Origin of the sequence: Nonlabens dokdonensis DSW-6, assembly GCF_000332115.1 — a bacterium.
GTDB lineage: Bacteria > Bacteroidota > Bacteroidia > Flavobacteriales > Flavobacteriaceae > Nonlabens > Nonlabens dokdonensis.
In genome coordinates, this window is record NC_020156.1 from 2,896,409 (window position 1) to 2,912,376 (window position 15,968).

Annotated in this window: 13 protein-coding genes; 3 read left to right on the forward strand and 10 right to left on the reverse strand. The window is 34.8% G+C overall.

From position 1 onward, the window contains the following. Window positions 1-21 precede the first annotated feature (21 nt). The 3 genes from DDD_RS12630 to DDD_RS12640 all read right to left on the reverse strand — a co-directional run bounded on the left by DDD_RS12630 (window position 22) and on the right by DDD_RS12640 (window position 5,206). Window positions 22-3,321, reverse strand: coding sequence for a T9SS type B sorting domain-containing protein (locus DDD_RS12630; protein WP_015363287.1), 3,300 nt, complete (start codon window positions 3,319-3,321; stop codon window positions 22-24). 137 nt (window positions 3,322-3,458) lie between these two features. Beyond that, the gene (locus DDD_RS12635; protein ID WP_015363288.1) at window positions 3,459-4,301 is read right to left on the reverse strand and encodes an ABC transporter permease; all 843 of its coding nucleotides are present in this window, start codon (window positions 4,299-4,301) and stop codon (window positions 3,459-3,461) included. An 8-nt stretch (window positions 4,302-4,309) separates the two neighbouring features. Beyond that, the gene (locus DDD_RS12640) at window positions 4,310-5,206 is read right to left on the reverse strand and encodes an ABC transporter ATP-binding protein (protein ID WP_015363289.1); all 897 of its coding nucleotides are present in this window, start codon (window positions 5,204-5,206) and stop codon (window positions 4,310-4,312) included. A gap of 59 nt (window positions 5,207-5,265) precedes the next feature. On the opposite strand from DDD_RS12640, the gene DDD_RS12645 reads away from it, so the two are divergent. After that, a complete protein-coding gene (locus DDD_RS12645) occupies window positions 5,266-6,330 on the forward strand; it encodes a hypothetical protein (protein ID WP_015363290.1) in 1,065 nt (354 codons plus the stop codon). Window positions 6,331-6,440: 110 nt separating this feature from the next. Here the strand turns inward: DDD_RS12645 and DDD_RS12650 are convergent, their stop codons facing one another. From DDD_RS12650 to miaE, 5 genes are all read right to left on the reverse strand, one after another. Then, window positions 6,441-7,499: a nucleoid-associated protein gene (locus DDD_RS12650; RefSeq protein WP_015363291.1), complete on the reverse strand. Its 1,059-nt coding sequence runs from the start codon at window positions 7,497-7,499 to the stop codon at window positions 6,441-6,443. Window positions 7,500-7,502: 3 nt separating this feature from the next. After that, on the reverse strand, window positions 7,503-8,033 hold the full coding sequence (locus DDD_RS12655; RefSeq protein ID WP_015363292.1) for an IS1096 element passenger TnpR family protein: 531 nt from the start codon (window positions 8,031-8,033) through the stop codon (window positions 7,503-7,505). A 90-nt stretch (window positions 8,034-8,123) separates the two neighbouring features. Next, on the reverse strand, window positions 8,124-8,753 hold the full coding sequence (locus tag DDD_RS12660) for a hypothetical protein (protein WP_015363293.1): 630 nt from the start codon (window positions 8,751-8,753) through the stop codon (window positions 8,124-8,126). Window positions 8,754-8,916: 163 nt separating this feature from the next. Next, window positions 8,917-9,966 (reverse strand): COX15/CtaA family protein, encoded by a 1,050-nt coding sequence (locus DDD_RS12665; RefSeq protein WP_015363294.1) that lies wholly within the window; start codon window positions 9,964-9,966, stop codon window positions 8,917-8,919. Between the two features lie 198 nt (window positions 9,967-10,164). Next, window positions 10,165-10,770 (reverse strand): tRNA-(ms[2]io[6]A)-hydroxylase, encoded by a 606-nt coding sequence (gene miaE, locus DDD_RS12670; protein ID WP_015363295.1) that lies wholly within the window; start codon window positions 10,768-10,770, stop codon window positions 10,165-10,167. A 276-nt stretch (window positions 10,771-11,046) separates the two neighbouring features. On the opposite strand from miaE, the gene DDD_RS12675 reads away from it, so the two are divergent. Continuing rightward, a complete protein-coding gene (locus tag DDD_RS12675) occupies window positions 11,047-11,409 on the forward strand; it encodes a nuclear transport factor 2 family protein (RefSeq protein WP_015363296.1) in 363 nt (120 codons plus the stop codon). Between the two features lie 340 nt (window positions 11,410-11,749). Here DDD_RS12675 and DDD_RS12680 read toward each other — a convergent pair whose 3' ends face one another. Both DDD_RS12680 and DDD_RS17325 read right to left on the reverse strand, forming a co-directional pair. After that, complete coding sequence (locus DDD_RS12680; RefSeq protein WP_041567152.1) at window positions 11,750-12,604, reverse strand: hypothetical protein; 855 nt, start codon at window positions 12,602-12,604, stop codon at window positions 11,750-11,752. A gap of 145 nt (window positions 12,605-12,749) precedes the next feature. Continuing rightward, the gene (locus tag DDD_RS17325; RefSeq protein WP_015363299.1) at window positions 12,750-14,360 is read right to left on the reverse strand and encodes a LamG domain-containing protein; all 1,611 of its coding nucleotides are present in this window, start codon (window positions 14,358-14,360) and stop codon (window positions 12,750-12,752) included. A gap of 261 nt (window positions 14,361-14,621) precedes the next feature. On the opposite strand from DDD_RS17325, the gene mtaB reads away from it, so the two are divergent. After that, a complete protein-coding gene (gene mtaB, locus DDD_RS12690) occupies window positions 14,622-15,950 on the forward strand; it encodes a tRNA (N(6)-L-threonylcarbamoyladenosine(37)-C(2))-methylthiotransferase MtaB (RefSeq protein ID WP_015363300.1) in 1,329 nt (442 codons plus the stop codon). Window positions 15,951-15,968: the final 18 nt, after the last annotated feature.

Sequence of the window (15,968 nt, forward strand, 5' to 3'; positions counted from 1 at the left end):
GTAAAAATAGGCAATCTCAATTTATCTTTTTAATGAAAAATGGGAAGAAAATTCAGTTCCATCCATCAAGGTAGCTTTAAACCAATAGTCACTGGAAGGTAGAGGTGAGCCATTATAGGTGCCATCCCAACCTGGGCCTTGTGGTGAAACTTGTTTGAGCAACTTACCAAATCGGTCAAAAATAAATATTTCAGAATTGGGTTCAAATACCACTGACACGCCTAAAAGTTGCCAGTAATCGTTAAAGCCATCATTATTAGGAGTAAAAAATCTAGGATATCCTACAATACTAAAATCTTGTGTGGTAGTACCACATCCATTTCTATCTCTTACATAAGCGGTATAAAAGCCTGGAGCTAGATTTTCAAATGATGGACTATCTTGATATGGATCTAGTGGATCAAGGCGGTATTCATAATCACCAAGTCCAGTAACATTTATAGTTGCTGATCCAAATGAACTTGTTCCTGCATTTATAGTATCAATACTTGTGATAGTAGCTGGTTCACTTATGATAACGTTAATTCTTCTTAATCTTGAACAGCCTTCTAAATTTGAAACGGTTACTTCATAATCACCACCTGTTGTTACCATAATGGATTCTGTTGTTTCACCTGTGTTCCATAAATAGGTGTAGTCTGATGGAGTACCTGTAATAAGACCGCTGTCTAAAGTCAAGGCTTGCGGATTATTTCCACAGTAATCAAAAAACTCGGAAGTTTCAATAACAGGTAAGTCGTTTACCGTTAAAGCTACTTCACTTATTCCAAAACAGTTTCCGTCTGGAGACTCTGCTCTGGCAAAGACAGTTTGATTGCCTGCAATAGTATTGGTATATAAATCAGGAAGTGTGTTTTGCTCTGTTAAAGCATCATTCAATGATTCATAATAACTTACCGTAACATTTGATGGTGCGCTGATTAAAACATCTGCATTTGCATTTGAAAGGGTAAATTCAGTAAACCCATCTTCGGTTCCGTCGTTATCACATAAGGATAAACTAGAATTTTGAGCATCGCTCGCACTTACTGATAAAGTAACTGTAGAAGTGTTGAAACATCCTGTCGTATTATCAGTAACTCTGGCAATGATAGTCTGAAGCGGTGTAAGATTTGTATAATTGGTATTATCTAAAGGGTTGGTATTATTATCTGCATTAGATTGATTGATGAAGTAGGATACGGTAACGTTTGTTGCGTTATTGCTTATCGCATTATCAAAACTCATAAAACTGAAAACAGTTCTACCATCTGCAACGCCATCCTCATCACACTGGAAAGCATCAAAATCGTTGGCAACAGGTTTTGGGTTCACAACAAGATCAAAAGATAAACTTGTATCTGCACATACTGCTTGTTGATTATTTTCTACACGTACAAAAATAGTCTCACGGAATGGAGTTGTATTGTCATAGCTCAACGGTAAATCACTTGCACCTAAGTCTGCATCGTTTTGAGAAGTGTGGTAGCTTACTGTAAAATCACTAGGGTTTTGTGATCCTAAAATAGTACTTGTTTGAGCATCTAAATTGAAATTAACGATTCCATCAAAATCATCATCACAAGCTTCTAGATCGGTCACTGGATTAGCAATAGGTTGTTCAAATAATTCAATATCAAAGCTTGTGGTTTCATAACAATCTTCGTTACTTCTATTATAAATTCTAGCAACTAATGTTTCTTGAGCATTACTAGATTGATATGGGATGGTAATAGGATTAACATTACTATCTGCATCTGTCTGATTTGTAAAGTAATCTACGACAAATGCGTTAGGATCTTGAGCTCCTAAAATTTGAACCGTAGCTGTATTTTGAAGATCGTAAGTTTCTCTACCATCTTGATTTTCATCACATGCTGCAATTGGATTAATTGTATTTGCAACTGGTGATTCATATATTTCTACAGTAGTACGATACACTCTTGTACTACCGCCAGTTGTTAAGGATAAAACGACATTATAAGTTCCAGCATTTGCATATATATGTGTAGGACTCTCGAGTGTGGACGTAGTACCATCCCCAAATTCCCATAATATTGCATCTGGTGGAGTATCAGATTGAAATGAAAATAAAGTTCCATCTCCTTCACAAAAATTTTCAACTTCTATTAAAGCAAAGAAACTCTGGATGAAAGGCGGTAAACCTTGGGTGGAAGATCTACCAGCTAATGGAATTGCATCATGTTGATAATTGCATCCAGGTCCTATGACGTTAGGATTGTTGATAACACCTAAAAAAGGTCTACCTATATCATAAGTATCGGCTAAAGCTCTATATATTTTACCGTCTATTCCTAATTGCAAAGAACCTCTATATCCTTGTCTAGTGTCAACGTCTATTCCAGTTAAAGTCGTTCCTCCTAAATTTCTAGCTGTTAAAGCAAACTGATATAACGTGCTGGTATGGTCAGAAGGTAAATTACTACTGGCATCATTTGTAGCGGTGATGTATAACAAATTACCGTCTGGTGAAAACTCCACACCATAACCATTATTGTTGGGTGACTGCATCAACAATTGCCTTTCGTTTGAAACAATTCCTGTATTAGGATCAAAATCATAGATGTAGCTACCTGCTCCAGTATTTCTAGACATATTACAGGATACTAAAAACCTTCCATCTGGTGAAAATTTTAAATTCCCTCTTCTTCCTCCGCCTTGAGCGATAGGTGTAGCAACATTTGCTGAAATCACTGGAGTAGGATTTACTCCTGTAGGTCCTACTGTAAAAGTGTGGAATGAGTCATAGCTTCCAAAGCCAGTACTATTTGCAAAGGTGGTGACTAGAATCTCATCATTAGTTGCATGATTAATTGCAGATAATTTCTCAGCAGCCTCAGCTACGAGTAGCGGTGGATTTGCGATACTTGTTGTTACAGCTCCAAATCCGTTATTGAGTGTCATATCAACCTCATAATAATGCACTCCTTCAGCACCGCCAAAAGAGGGAAGATCTACCGTGAAAATATAATAAATATTAGCATCTTGAGGCTTAGGGATGATGATAGCACTCTGTGTACTTGAGGGATTTCCTCTTAGGCCTTGTCCATTTTGCATAATCTGATGCGAGCGATCAAAGACAACTGTTCCATCTGTATAAAATAGAAGTTGCCCATTATCATCAGATATAGAGGCACAACCTTCATTAGTCGATACTTGACCGTCTGTAAGAGCGGTGACTGCACCGGTAGATGGATCAAAATTAATCCCAGCATTAAAACCAAAATACCAATTAGAAGCTTGTAATTGAGCGTTAACACTATAGCTCAGAGATAAAAAAGCCGTTAATAGAAGGATTGGGAAGATATTCTTTTTCTGCATTGTGCGAATTTAATACACAGATATTACATTTTAATAACATTTAACAAATCTTAAATATCTCTTAAATAAGCATAAAAGTGTTACCAGAATCATGACCATGATTTCGGTAACACTTTTTGAACATTATAAATTAAAAATTATAAGTCTCTACTTTTCAAAAGTCGATAAGACCAATATATAAATAAACTACTCCATATACATACAGAAACTACATCCAGCCACTCAATGTCATAACCGAATTGAATCCCATCCATAGGCAACTGTTTCATCGTAGATTGAACTAATTCAATCTTTGTAAACGGTTGTTTAATTAAATTAGACATCGCATTCAATGGTAAAATATGTAACAACCATTCATAGATGGTGGTATCGTAAAATGCATCAATTCCTCTTGCAATCAGGTTTAAAATCCCTTCAAAAATGTACCAAACAAAAACAAAACCTAAAGCAAACGCACTTCTTTTAACAAGTATTCCTGCAAATAAACAAAAACAAAAGAATACTAAATGTGCTAAGAAAAAGGCTCCTAAGTAACCCATTTGAGAAAATATGATCCCAGGCTCGTTGAAATCTGAATAAATCAACCCTAAGATTAAAGATGCTACAAAAACAACAACCGTAGTTAATATGGCCAGAGAAGTAGCAAGGTAAAATTTAGATAGTATCAATTCCTTTTTACTCAACCCATCGATAAGATTTTGTTTCAAGGTTCGATTACTATATTCATTTGCAGTTAATGAAACAATTACAATAGCAATAAAAATCTTAAGGAAACTTGTAAAATAAGTAGAAATATGCCAAATCAATGGAAAATTAAAAATCCCTAAATCAGATAAACTACCACTAAATTGATTAAAACTTATTCTTATCATTCCTGACAACATAAGTAAAACTACTATCACTAAATAAATAATAGTAAGCACCTTACTGCTCTTACTGTATCTAAATTTATGAAATTCTATATCTAATAATCTTTTCATGGCGCTGCTTAATTTTGGTTAGTTAATTCAATAAATTGGTCTTCAAGACTCTGCTTTTTATGTAAAAGCTTGCTTAGAATTATGCCACTTTCAAAAGCATCTTTATTGATTTGAGCATTATCTACATCTTCATAAAGTTTCACTTCCAGACCATCATCATGCTTTGTTATAGAGCCGGCATAAGGCTTGTCTTTGAGAAATTCATGTAACGCATCTCTATTTGCAGCATCTATAAAAATGGAGCCATGATTTCTATTCATTTCTCCTACTGGACCAGAATATAGCATTTTCCCATTTCTAAGAACCACAACATCCGTACACACCTTTTCTACTTCATCAAGTAAATGAGACGCAAGTAAAATAGTAGTTCCATTAGATGCAATTTGTTGAATAATATCTCTTATCTGTCGTATTCCTTTAGGATCAAGTCCATTGGTCGGTTCGTCTAGAATTAAAATTTCGGGATCATTAAGCAATGCGCTGGCAATCGCAAGCCTTTGTTTCATCCCGAGTGAATAAGTTTTAAAAGGAGAATGCTTTCGCGAAAGCAAGTCTACAACAGTCAGTTTTTCTTCAATTTTTGAAGGATCAATATTTTTAATCTTACAAACCAATTCTAGATTTTGTACCGCACTCATACTAGGATAAAAATTAGGTCGCTCGATAATTGCACCTATTCTTTTAAGCGCATCGTGATTTGAAGTATTGCCTTCAAACCAAGTATAATCACCACTAGTGGGATTCACGACATTGAGTACCATGCCCAGTGTGGTAGATTTACCACTACCATTAGGACCTAGAATACCATAAACATGGCCTTTCTTGATTTGAAATGAAATACGATCTACCGCAGTAAGCGCGCCGTAATTTTTATGAAGTTGATTAATTTCAAGGATGGTTTCCATGAATAAAGTTTTTTTGTTGTATTATGTGACTGCAAGAAACGAAAAATGTTACTGTATTTATGTCAGAAAAAGTTCTCAACGATAAGTTGTTGTCTAATAAAAAACCTACATTCCCTATAGGAAGCTCATTAGAAGATTATGTAAAACGTTACAATAGAAGTACTTCAATACCGGTTTCCTATGATGATTTGTTAAGATTTGCCGGTTGTATTACCGTTTATGATAAAAATGATGAAGACACTTTATGGGTGCGCTGCTACTATTCTGATGCAGATCGTGAACAAATCGATGCTAATTTGAAGCGTATTTATGATATACTTCATAGTGATGGTAGAGATCAAACATTGGATTATTTGAGTGTCGATGCTGTAGATTACTGTACGTTTGGGAACACAAGGCCTTTCCGTATTAGAATTCGTAACATCTTGAATGATGGATTTACCTATTTCTACGTAAAACAAGCAGATGCTTCTAGAGTTTACGGTCTTGAATTAGAACATCTACTTTCTCCACATCGTATTAGTTTTTTAGTTCATAAAAACACCTTAATTGAAGAGCACATCGCAGGAATTCCTGGCGATGAGTTTATAGCGACTTATATGGAAGGTTGCGACCATCAAGAGCTTACTCAAATAGCAAAAGAATTTGTAAAGTTTAATGAGCGATGCCTAATCAGACTTCTAGGAGACATGCGTTCTTATAATTATGTGGTCATACCTACGCACGATTTTGACCGAGTTAGTTATGCGATACGTGCTATAGACTTTGATCAGCAATCTTATGAGGGAAAACTCAAAGTGTACCGACCTCAGTTTTTTAAGGAAAACTTACCTATGGTATTAAATGTGGCAGATTGCTTAAAAAATGAAAGTATCGAGCAGTATAAAAAGGAAGAACGTTCTCTTATTGCAAAACGATTGATCAACACTCAAAAACGGTACAAACAATTGATCAAATGCATGAAAGCCGACTATATTTCTACACCTACAAAATTCAAGCAACTCAAAAGAGAACTTCATGAATTTACAGGAGATATTGCGTTCAAATCCACTAGAAGTATGGGAGGCGTTTTAAATACGGCATTAGATTTTGTAAAAAGAAATTACCACGATCTAGATCACTAGATAAAATCAAAAAAAGTCCGATAAATAAAACAATTCAGTTCATTTATCGGACTATTTAAAATTCAAATCTTATTATGCGATATGCGATATTCGATATTCGATATTCTTTACTATTTTTTCTCCTCGCGATTAAAGTAAACTAAGTAGTAATACATTTGTTTTTCTTCATCCCAGCCTTTTTCAATGTATTTCTCTGCACTATCAGGATTTGTAAAGTCCATTTTTATTTGCACATGCGTGTCTAGATTGATCACATTTTTAATTCCTTTACGAGCGGCACTAACGGCCGTGTTAGAAATAGGGAAGGAGCTCACATCTTCTATGGAGTGCTTAGGTCCTTTTTCTATTTTATAATTCCTAAATTCTGGAATTAAATCTGGATTATCGAGTGTTTCATTTAAAAAGGCAGTCTCTTCAAAATTATCGTTTTTAGCAAAATGATTCACCGCACGATTCATAAACATGACCTCTTCCTTTTTATCTTCGGCAGGTAGTACCACGTCTTTTGCAAAGTCCTGACAAAACTTCAAATACTTCTTTGTAAAGAAATTTTCATCTTCAAATACATCCACTCCTAGAAAACTATCCAGCCAGTACTTAGCATCATAACGGTTAGAATCTACAGAAAGAATCTTGTATCCGGCTTCTTCTTCTACATTAAATATAATCGCGCCTTTGTCCAATTTGTTTAAATTGACACCTTGCTGCAAGATCATTTTTAAGTCCGTTTCTCCTTCTTCAAATTGCAAGAATTCTTGCTTGATCTCGCTCTTAAAAATCCCAATCGCATCCGTTTTATTATTGTCTACCATTACGTTGTCAAAATAACAGATGTATACCTCACCACTTCGTATGTGTGGATGCTCTGATTGCTCGTACAAGTGTTTTGCCATCTTCTTGCTGTTTTCAAGTAAAGAAGCTGGTGTGGAGAATACCGCTTTCGCGAAAGCGTACATATCATGAAACTCTAAGTCATCTTCATGAAAGAAACTATAATAAGCCTCTTCCTTAGAGCGGAATGGTTTTAGGAAATACTCCTTCAATAGGGAATGCATCTCGTCGTCCAGCGCAGTACTGTTACTAGACGTGAGTAGTAGTTCACCCTTATTTTTGTTACCTACACGATGTATGGCAAGATTTTCAATTCTGGTATTAAATAGATTGATCATAGTCTAGTAGAGGTCATTTTCATCAAAGGATTCATCATCATAAAATTCATCATCGCCGTCATCTATATCACCGCGATACTCTTCTTCACCATCATCATGAAAACGAGGATCTGCTTCAAACTCCTTGTCTGGAGCACTGTCTGGTAATTCACCGACAGAAAAAATCACTTGTGGATAAGCAGTACCAGAAACTGGTGCTACCACATCTGCAAGCTCTACGGAGAATGTCCACAGACTCAAGAAGTCATAAATGTAGATCATTCTGGTTTTCTTTTTACTCATGGCGTTTTCCATGAGCGTATCGGCCATTTTTTTAACAGGTGACATGCCGCCGCTCATATCAAAAAGGCAGTATTCTTCACCTTGATTCCATTCTTCATCACTGGCATAAAAGCTCGCCATCTCATCTCCAGGCAACTGAAATGCCTGCACAATAACATTATGAAACTCTTCTAGAGTAGCGTTGTCTTCTATTTCAATATCTCTAAAACAGTCCACACTGGCATCCAGAAGAACTCTTAATCTATAGATCATTTACTTCATTTTTTAAGGATGGCAAAGATAAGATTTTTTGAGGTCGAAGTTAAGTTTGAATTGGAATTTGAACCTTAAAAAACATCTCTGTTAGAATCTAGTTTTAAGTTGATTGATTTTAAGTTTAGTTTCATCATTTAGTTGAGCAATTTTACCTTTCTCAGATTGCAGAGCTAGTTTGATCAAAGAGTTTCCTATATCGACTAATTCTTTCATTTTCGTACCTTTTCTTGGAGACCAAGTAGTTCCAGTTTTAAGTGGAGAATCATAAACTGAAAAGTAATAATTATTTCCATCAGTACCGAAATTCATTTTGTGTGGGTATTTTCTTTTACTCATCGCAGCCTTAAATAAATCAATATAAAGCTGAGCATCAAACTTACTTATTCGCACCTTAGTTTTTTGAACTTTAATGTCTTCTTTATTCTCATCGGTATACCAAATACTTTTGGTCATTCTATGATGAATGATATAATAATTTTCATCTTCTTTCTCTATGGCAACAACTTCCTCCGTGGCAAAAGATGGAATGATTAAAAACCTTACTTCTGGAGCGTCAGACATTCCATTCATTAATATTTTTCTTATATCTGAATGGTAAACAAAACGAAAATCGTATTCATCAAAAATACTTTTAACTGGCTCTAAATGGTCGTTTTGAGCATAGATCTTTTTAGAGGCTGAAAGGATGAAAAAGGCTACTATTATTGCAAGCTTCATAGTTGGTAAGTGTTTTATGAGTTAGACATATGTTAAGGCTCTAATCAAATTTTTTTTCTATTCGAACAAGATTTGAAATGTCTTTATTCAAATATTTAATACTTATTTTAGGAGGGATCGATATTTCAATAAAAATAAAACTATTTAATCAATATTAAAGAAATCACTTCAACGCCACCCTAAGTCGCATCCACAAATAAAATTGCATTCCTAGAATCAATGAAGCTATGACCAAATGCACGGCTTGCGATCCAAAAGGAAAATCTAAGTAATTCATAAAAACTCCACTTAGAATCGTGATCACAAATAATACAGCGAGAATCGTGTAGGATCTTTTAGGATGATGAAATGTATGAACAGCTTTATAAATAAACCAACCATGCAAAACCACTAATAAAATAGAATAACTTCTATGAATCAAGAAAACTAACGGCCCATTTTCTAACCATGCTGAGCTCAGTGGATAACCAAATAAATCTACCTGCTCATCAATATACTGCCTTACCTGCGTTCCCATAACCACTTGAATTAATGTCAACACGATCAATCCAGCGGCAGCGTTTACCATAGTTTTGTTGCTCTTATAGCGGTAATCGATAGGTTTCACTTCATGAAGCAAATAAATCAATAATCCTACGATCAATAATGCAGCAATCATGTGAAAAGTGATCAGCGCTGGCGATAGGTTAGTATCCACTACTATTTTACCGATCACGGCTTGAACTCCCATAGAAATAACCGAAACAAAACTAAGAATGGTAAGCTTAGGTCTTTTCTTGATATATCTCAGGGAGAATATAAACATGATAAAAACAACTAGACCACCTAAAGCACCGATCAGCCTATTGATATATTCCGTCCAAGTATGGTATACATTAAAAACCGAGTAATCGTGTTTAGTGTATGGTTCCCAATTTTCTTCATTAAAAGTTTTTCCTGTAAAGAAGTCTTCTTTTGCTACGCGCAATTCTTCATCGACTATAATCACCATTCCTTCTTTATAAGGAGTTTCTGGAGAAAACTCAATTTGGGATTGCTCCGTAGGCGGAATCAAATATCCAAAACACTTAGGCCAGTCTGGACATCCCATACCACTTCCTGTCATACGTACCACCGCGCCAGCAACGATAATCAAATAAATTATAATCACACTAGCCATTAGCCACCATCGGTAACGCGATTCTGAAAAGAAGTTTTTTATATTTTGATTCATTTAGTTTAATCTGTTTTTTAGCCTTTCTTCCCAAAGAGTAGAATTAATTCTGCCCTTTGGGAAACACCAGTCGCCTTTGGCGCTCTTTTTATTTAGCAGAATACTTCGACAAGCTCAGTACACGTAAATTCCGCTTTTTTCAATTTTTTAAGTTCGAGTTCGAGTTCGAGTTCGAATTCAAATTCGTGTTCAAGTTCGCTAGTGCATCCTATCACCGCGCACTTCCAGATTTGGTAAAAAGCCAGCTTCGTGATCCAGCCAGTATTGCCATCTGGTCATAACTTTTTCTTCGTCAAAGAAGTTTTTAGCCAATTTCAAAAAGAGTTTGTAATGCGCAGCTTCAGCCACCATAAACTGGTGGTAAAAATCTTTTAATTCTTGTTCTTCCAGTTTTTGGGACAAAATCTTAAAACGCTCACAGCTACGTGCTTCTATCAATGCACAAATCAATAATTGGTCTAGAAACATCTGATCGCGACCAGTTCCTTTAGGTTTTCCTTTCATCAATTCTTTGATGTATTGATCTGGACGCTGGATTCCTAAGGTTAATCCGCGTTTTTTCAATTCTGCCAGTACCATTCTAAAATGTCCCCATTCTTCTGTTACTACAGGAGAAAGAGCCTCCACAATTTCTGGTTTATCAGAGTGCATCTGGATGATAGAAATAATTGTACTTGCCGCTTTTTGTTCACAAAAAGCATGATCAGTTAGTATGTCTTGCATACTCATAGCAGCAAGATCTACCCATCGAGGATCAGTAGGTAAATTCAATCCTAGCGTGGTTTTAGAAACAGTATTTTCCATAATACAAAGGTCGTGAGTTATGTTGATTTATAACAGTAAAAAGTAGTTTTTTAGTCTGTGAGTTACGGAGTCTTTGAGTTGATCCCAACACTTTAATATTTCATTATTCCTTAAATAAGTGAAGAAAAATAATTTTCTCTATAGCTTATAAAAATCTCTATCCAACCTTTCCCTTCAGCCGAAGGGAAAAAAGTAAAGTAGCGACAGCGATGAACGCAAAGGGTTTGGCGCGATGTTTTTTCCTATCTTTAAAAACTAATTTTAAACCACACCATCATGACAACCAAAGAAGTAGCAGACCAATTAGTTTCTTATTGCCGTAACAATCAAGAAGAAAAAGCCTATCAAGAATTATACAGTCCAGAAATTACTAGTGTAGAAATGACGGAGCCTATGAAAGAAGTTCAAGGTTTTGAAGGAATCCAAAAGAAAGGGCAGTGGTGGCAAGAAAATTTTGAAGTACATGGGACAAAAGTTTCTGATCCTGTAGTAGCCGATAATCATTTTGCAGTGACATTTTGGATGGATACCACTCATAAACCTAGCGGTCAACGTTCCCAAATGAATGAGATCGCAGTGTACCAAGTTAAAGAAGGGAAAATCTGGCGAGAGCAGTTTTTCTACGATACCGAGGAGTAGTTTTTAGTCTCAATCAGTTTTCAGTCTCAATTTTCAGTCTGTAGTATAAATCTTTGCTTTGCTCAGATTTTTATTAGTTAGCCACAAGTGTTTTTAAGCTTAAAATTTATGTATAGTCGATTGATAGCCTTTTTATGGTTATAAAGTCAAACAGAACCTTATTTTCAATGAGTTGCTTATACAATACATATGATCGCCGCTATTATTGATATTTTAAGTTCAAGTTCAAGTTCAAGTTCAAGTTCAAGTTCATTTTCATGTTTAAATCCCGCTTTCGCGAAAGCGGAATAATCATAAAGTACTTAAAAGTATCAAGTTGCTGCTGCGCTCTACAACTTTATTACTCCACCATAATTTTAAGAGAATCTCTTTGACCTTTTCTTGCTGAAAGAATGATTTGATGCTCCTCATTATTTACGATTACTTTTATAGCGCTAGTATTAGGAGAATTTCTTCCTTCGTTCAATGCTTTTACTTGAATAATATTTTCTCCTGATTGTAGTTTCATATTAAAGACTTCCCCTTTTTTTGAAACTTTTACATGAGAAAATAACAGTTGGTTATTGAGATATATATTAACAATATCTCCATCTTCTTGTAAATGATCCCAGACTTTAATTTTTACCGATTTAGTGAAGACTTTTATTTCCTTTTTGCCTAATGAAACAATTTGCTCTTTTTTATTTATAACATTAGTTGTATCCTTTTTTATAAATTGAATTCCATCAATTCTTTTAGTAAATATAACTTGTCCTATGGTAGGTGAACAATGATTCTCTGCATATTCTTTGTTTTCTATATCATACTTATTACTCATACCATAGAATGAAGTTTCAAGTGTCATTAATCTGTTTGCAGCATCGACTTTTAATCTGCCTTTTAAATTACGTAGACATATGAAAGGACTTTTAGTCTCATCAGGATAGTAAGATTTTACTATTTTATCCCCAATTATTTTGATCTTGCCTTTTTTAATGGTACCGTAAAAACTATAGGTAAAATAGTTTTTTGTTCCTTTTAAAAAACAAACTTTCCTTCCGGTTATTTTGTTTCTGTCCTGTGAAATATCCATTACAACTTTACAGTTACCAGTATTTTCGGACATACGAACACTTTCGCCCATCCACCTGCCACTTATATTTTGGCTCAAACAAAATATGGGTACAAAAAGCGATGAAAATATTAGTTGTCTCATTTATTTGTTTTCTAGTTTTAAAAATCATTCCAAAAATACTCTGCACATACTATCATAAATGCAATCACGACAATTCAAGTTTTCAAATTCTATTTACAATAAAGATTAATAAACTTAATTTGCTGGGATAAGAATAAACTATTTTTTATTCTACCATAATTTTAAGTGAATCTCTTTGACCTTTCCTTGCCGAAAGAATGATTTGATGTTCTTCTTTATTAACAATTACTTTTATAGCGCTAGTGTTAGGAGGATTTCTTCCTTCATTCAATGCTTTTACTTGAATAATATTTTCACCTGGTTGCAGCACCATATCAAAAAACTTCCCTTTTTTTGAAACTTTTACATGAGAAAATAATAGCTGGTCATTTAGGTAAAGATTTATGATGTCTCCATCTTCTTGCAAATGATCCCAGACTTTAATTTTTACAGTTTTAGTGAAGACTTTTATTTCTTTTTTGCCTAGGACAACGATTTCTTCTTCTTTTAACTTTAAATCCTCTTGGGCAGTTGCCTCACTAGAGTCACGTAATTTAGTATGCTCAAATATTCTAGGAACAACGATTGCCACTGCGTCTATATCTGCTCCAGCACGCGAACTTTCACATTGTGTTCCTAGATCTATAAGTTTTATAAAATAGAACTTTTCGCCTTCTTTTATACAATCGATCAAATCTATCATAGCAACACCGCCTTTGATGTCTCCGTATTCTATCCAATTAATACCATCCTTACTAATTGATAGATTTGTGGGTTCGGGCACTGGACCTACTTCAAAAACGATTAAGTCTGGACCTGGAGTTTCTGTTAAAGGAAAATCTGTAAATTCTAGAATAACTTCTCCTTGACAACCTAGTGAATACGAACGGATTTTCGTACTTATTTCTCCATTATCGTCACGCTGTCCTAAAGCTGTTTGGGCATCTTTATTTTCACTCTTAGTTTTGTTAGCATAAGAAATGTTCTTAGAGATTACAGTTGCTACTTTAAATGGATCTGCATTTACTATGAGAACATTTTCATCCTTAGCCATAAAAGAATTGGTACTTGGTATGATTTGATCATTACTTGTATTTAAGAATTCAATCTCATTTTGATCTAATGCGCGAGAAAAAATAAGCATATCGTCCAGACGACCGTTTAAGTAATTTATAGAACCTTTTCTTCCTCTTCCTATTTCCAGCGGTTCGTTTTTATCAAATCGCTTTGATTTTGTTTTTTCATTTCCTATTAATGATCCGTTTATATAGTACGTTGTCAAGTCTCCTTTAACAACTACGGCAATATGAAACCATTTTTGCTTTTTGATTCCTATATTTTTTACTCTTTGACTTTTCCCATAAATAGTAAAATCAATAATTCCATCATTTTTAAGACTTAAATTTAATCCGTAAAACGGTGTTACTTTAATAGAAGAAGACTTTGATATGATACTATTCCAGCCGTCTTCTTCATTCATATAAACCCATGATGCAAGGGTGAATTCTTTATTAATACTTGCTAATGATCTGGAATTAGGAACATTGAGATGAGTAAAACCTTCTTTTAATTCTATCGATTTGCTCGCTTGTCCTAGCCGGTCATTTGCAAATTCTATGGATCCTACATTGTACGCATGATTATTATTTCCACTATAATCCATGGTATTACCATCAAAAGGATAATAAGCTATGATATTAGTAGTGTCTAGAAATTCTTGTGAATAAATTAAATTTGTAACGAATAGACCGATTACAAGAAAGATTTTTTTGAGCATTTAATTATTTATAATCGGTTACTTTAAAATTTATCTTCATTAAAAATAATGAATCTAGTTTAGACTCTATTGATCTGTCCTCTAAAGTAGAACAAATTTTCAAAAGTTGTGAATTTCTTTCAACTCAAACTTCTTTACTATAATTTATTATTCATCTCGCTTTCGCGAAAGCGGTATAAACATAATCCTTATTCACTGTAAACTGCCGCTGCGACTGTAAACTAATACCTATCTTTGCAGCCTTAAAAATCAGTAAGAAACATGCTTGTAGAGACAGCTACAAAATCCGTCGCATTTTATACTTTAGGTTGTAAACTTAATTTCAGTGAAACCAGTACCATCGCGCGTTCTTTTAAGCAAGAAGGTTTTGATAAGGTAGACTTTGAAGAAAAGGCAGATATTTATGTCATCAATACCTGCAGCGTTACTGAAAATGCAGATAAACGTTTTAAATCTATAGTTAAGAAAGCGCAGAAATCAAATGATGATGCTTTTGTAATTGCAGTAGGTTGTTATGCGCAGTTGAAGCCAGAAGAACTGGCCGCTGTTGATGGAGTAGATCTGGTTTTAGGAGCTACAGAAAAGTTTAAAATCACCGATTATCTTAATCAGCTGTCCAAAGAAGAACCTACGCAGGTACATTCTTGCGAGATCAATGAGGCCGATTTTTATGTAGGATCATATTCCATAGGAGATCGTACCAGAGCTTTTCTTAAAGTTCAAGACGGTTGTGATTACAAATGTACCTATTGCACCATACCGCTAGCACGTGGGATTTCTCGTAGTGATACTTTAGAAAACGTGATGGATAATGCTCGTAAGATAAGTGAGCAAGGCATCAAAGAAATCGTTCTTACAGGAGTGAATATAGGTGATTATGGAAAGGGCGAGTTTGGTAACAAAAGACATGAGCATACTTTTCTAGATTTAGTACATGCGCTGGATACCGTAAAAGGTATTGAACGTTTGCGTATTTCTTCTATCGAGCCCAATTTATTGAAGAATGAAACTATAGAATTTGTCGCAGGAGCAAATGCTTTTGTGCCACATTTTCATATTCCGTTACAGGTAGGTAATAACGAGTTGCTCGGTAAAATGAAACGTCGTTACAATCGAGAATTGTATAGCGATCGTGTGAGTAAGATCAAAGAAGTGATGCCAGATTGCTGCATAGGTGTGGATGTGATTGTAGGTTTCCCAGGTGAGACTGACGATCATTTTCTGGACACCTATAATTATTTGAGTTATCTAAATATCTCTTACCTACATGTTTTTACTTATTCTGAGCGTGAGAATACGCCAGCGGCTACTATGGAAGGAGCTGTTCCTTTAAAAGTACGCAAGAAACGTTCTAAAATGTTACGTGGTTTATCAGTAAAAAAACGCCGTGCATTTTATGAAAGCCAGCTAGGTAAAACTAAAACGGTACTTTGGGAAGCCGAAAATAAAGAAGGATTTATTCAAGGTTTTACAGAGAATTATGTAAAAGTAAAAACCTATTGGAATCCGCAGTTGGTTAATGTATTACAACATGTAAAATTACTTTCTATTGATGAAGATGGATTAGTACGCATAGAAACTGTAGATTAATTCTTAAAAACTCTACAA

Bases quoted from the DNA above. Each gene is read 5' to 3' on its own strand.
- DDD_RS12680 (WP_041567152.1), bottom strand. From the start codon at position 12,604: ATGAGACAACTAATATTTTCATCGCTTTTTGTACCCATATTTTGTTTG.
- DDD_RS12635 (WP_015363288.1), bottom strand. From the start codon at position 4,301: ATGAAAAGATTATTAGATATAGAATTTCATAAATTTAGATACAGTAAG.
- DDD_RS12660 (WP_015363293.1), bottom strand. From the start codon at position 8,753: ATGAAGCTTGCAATAATAGTAGCCTTTTTCATCCTTTCAGCCTCTAAA.
- miaE (WP_015363295.1), bottom strand. From the start codon at position 10,770: ATGGAAAATACTGTTTCTAAAACCACGCTAGGATTGAATTTACCTACT.
- DDD_RS12650 (WP_015363291.1), bottom strand. From the start codon at position 7,499: ATGATCAATCTATTTAATACCAGAATTGAAAATCTTGCCATACATCGT.
- DDD_RS12630 (WP_015363287.1), bottom strand. From the start codon at position 3,321: ATGCAGAAAAAGAATATCTTCCCAATCCTTCTATTAACGGCTTTTTTA.
- DDD_RS12640 (WP_015363289.1), bottom strand. From the start codon at position 5,206: ATGGAAACCATCCTTGAAATTAATCAACTTCATAAAAATTACGGCGCG.
- DDD_RS12645 (WP_015363290.1), top strand. From the start codon at position 5,266: ATGTCAGAAAAAGTTCTCAACGATAAGTTGTTGTCTAATAAAAAACCT.
- DDD_RS12675 (WP_015363296.1), top strand. From the start codon at position 11,047: ATGACAACCAAAGAAGTAGCAGACCAATTAGTTTCTTATTGCCGTAAC.
- DDD_RS12665 (WP_015363294.1), bottom strand. From the start codon at position 9,966: ATGAATCAAAATATAAAAAACTTCTTTTCAGAATCGCGTTACCGATGG.
- mtaB (WP_015363300.1), top strand. From the start codon at position 14,622: ATGCTTGTAGAGACAGCTACAAAATCCGTCGCATTTTATACTTTAGGT.
- DDD_RS17325 (WP_015363299.1), bottom strand. From the start codon at position 14,360: ATGCTCAAAAAAATCTTTCTTGTAATCGGTCTATTCGTTACAAATTTA.
- DDD_RS12655 (WP_015363292.1), bottom strand. From the start codon at position 8,033: ATGATCTATAGATTAAGAGTTCTTCTGGATGCCAGTGTGGACTGTTTT.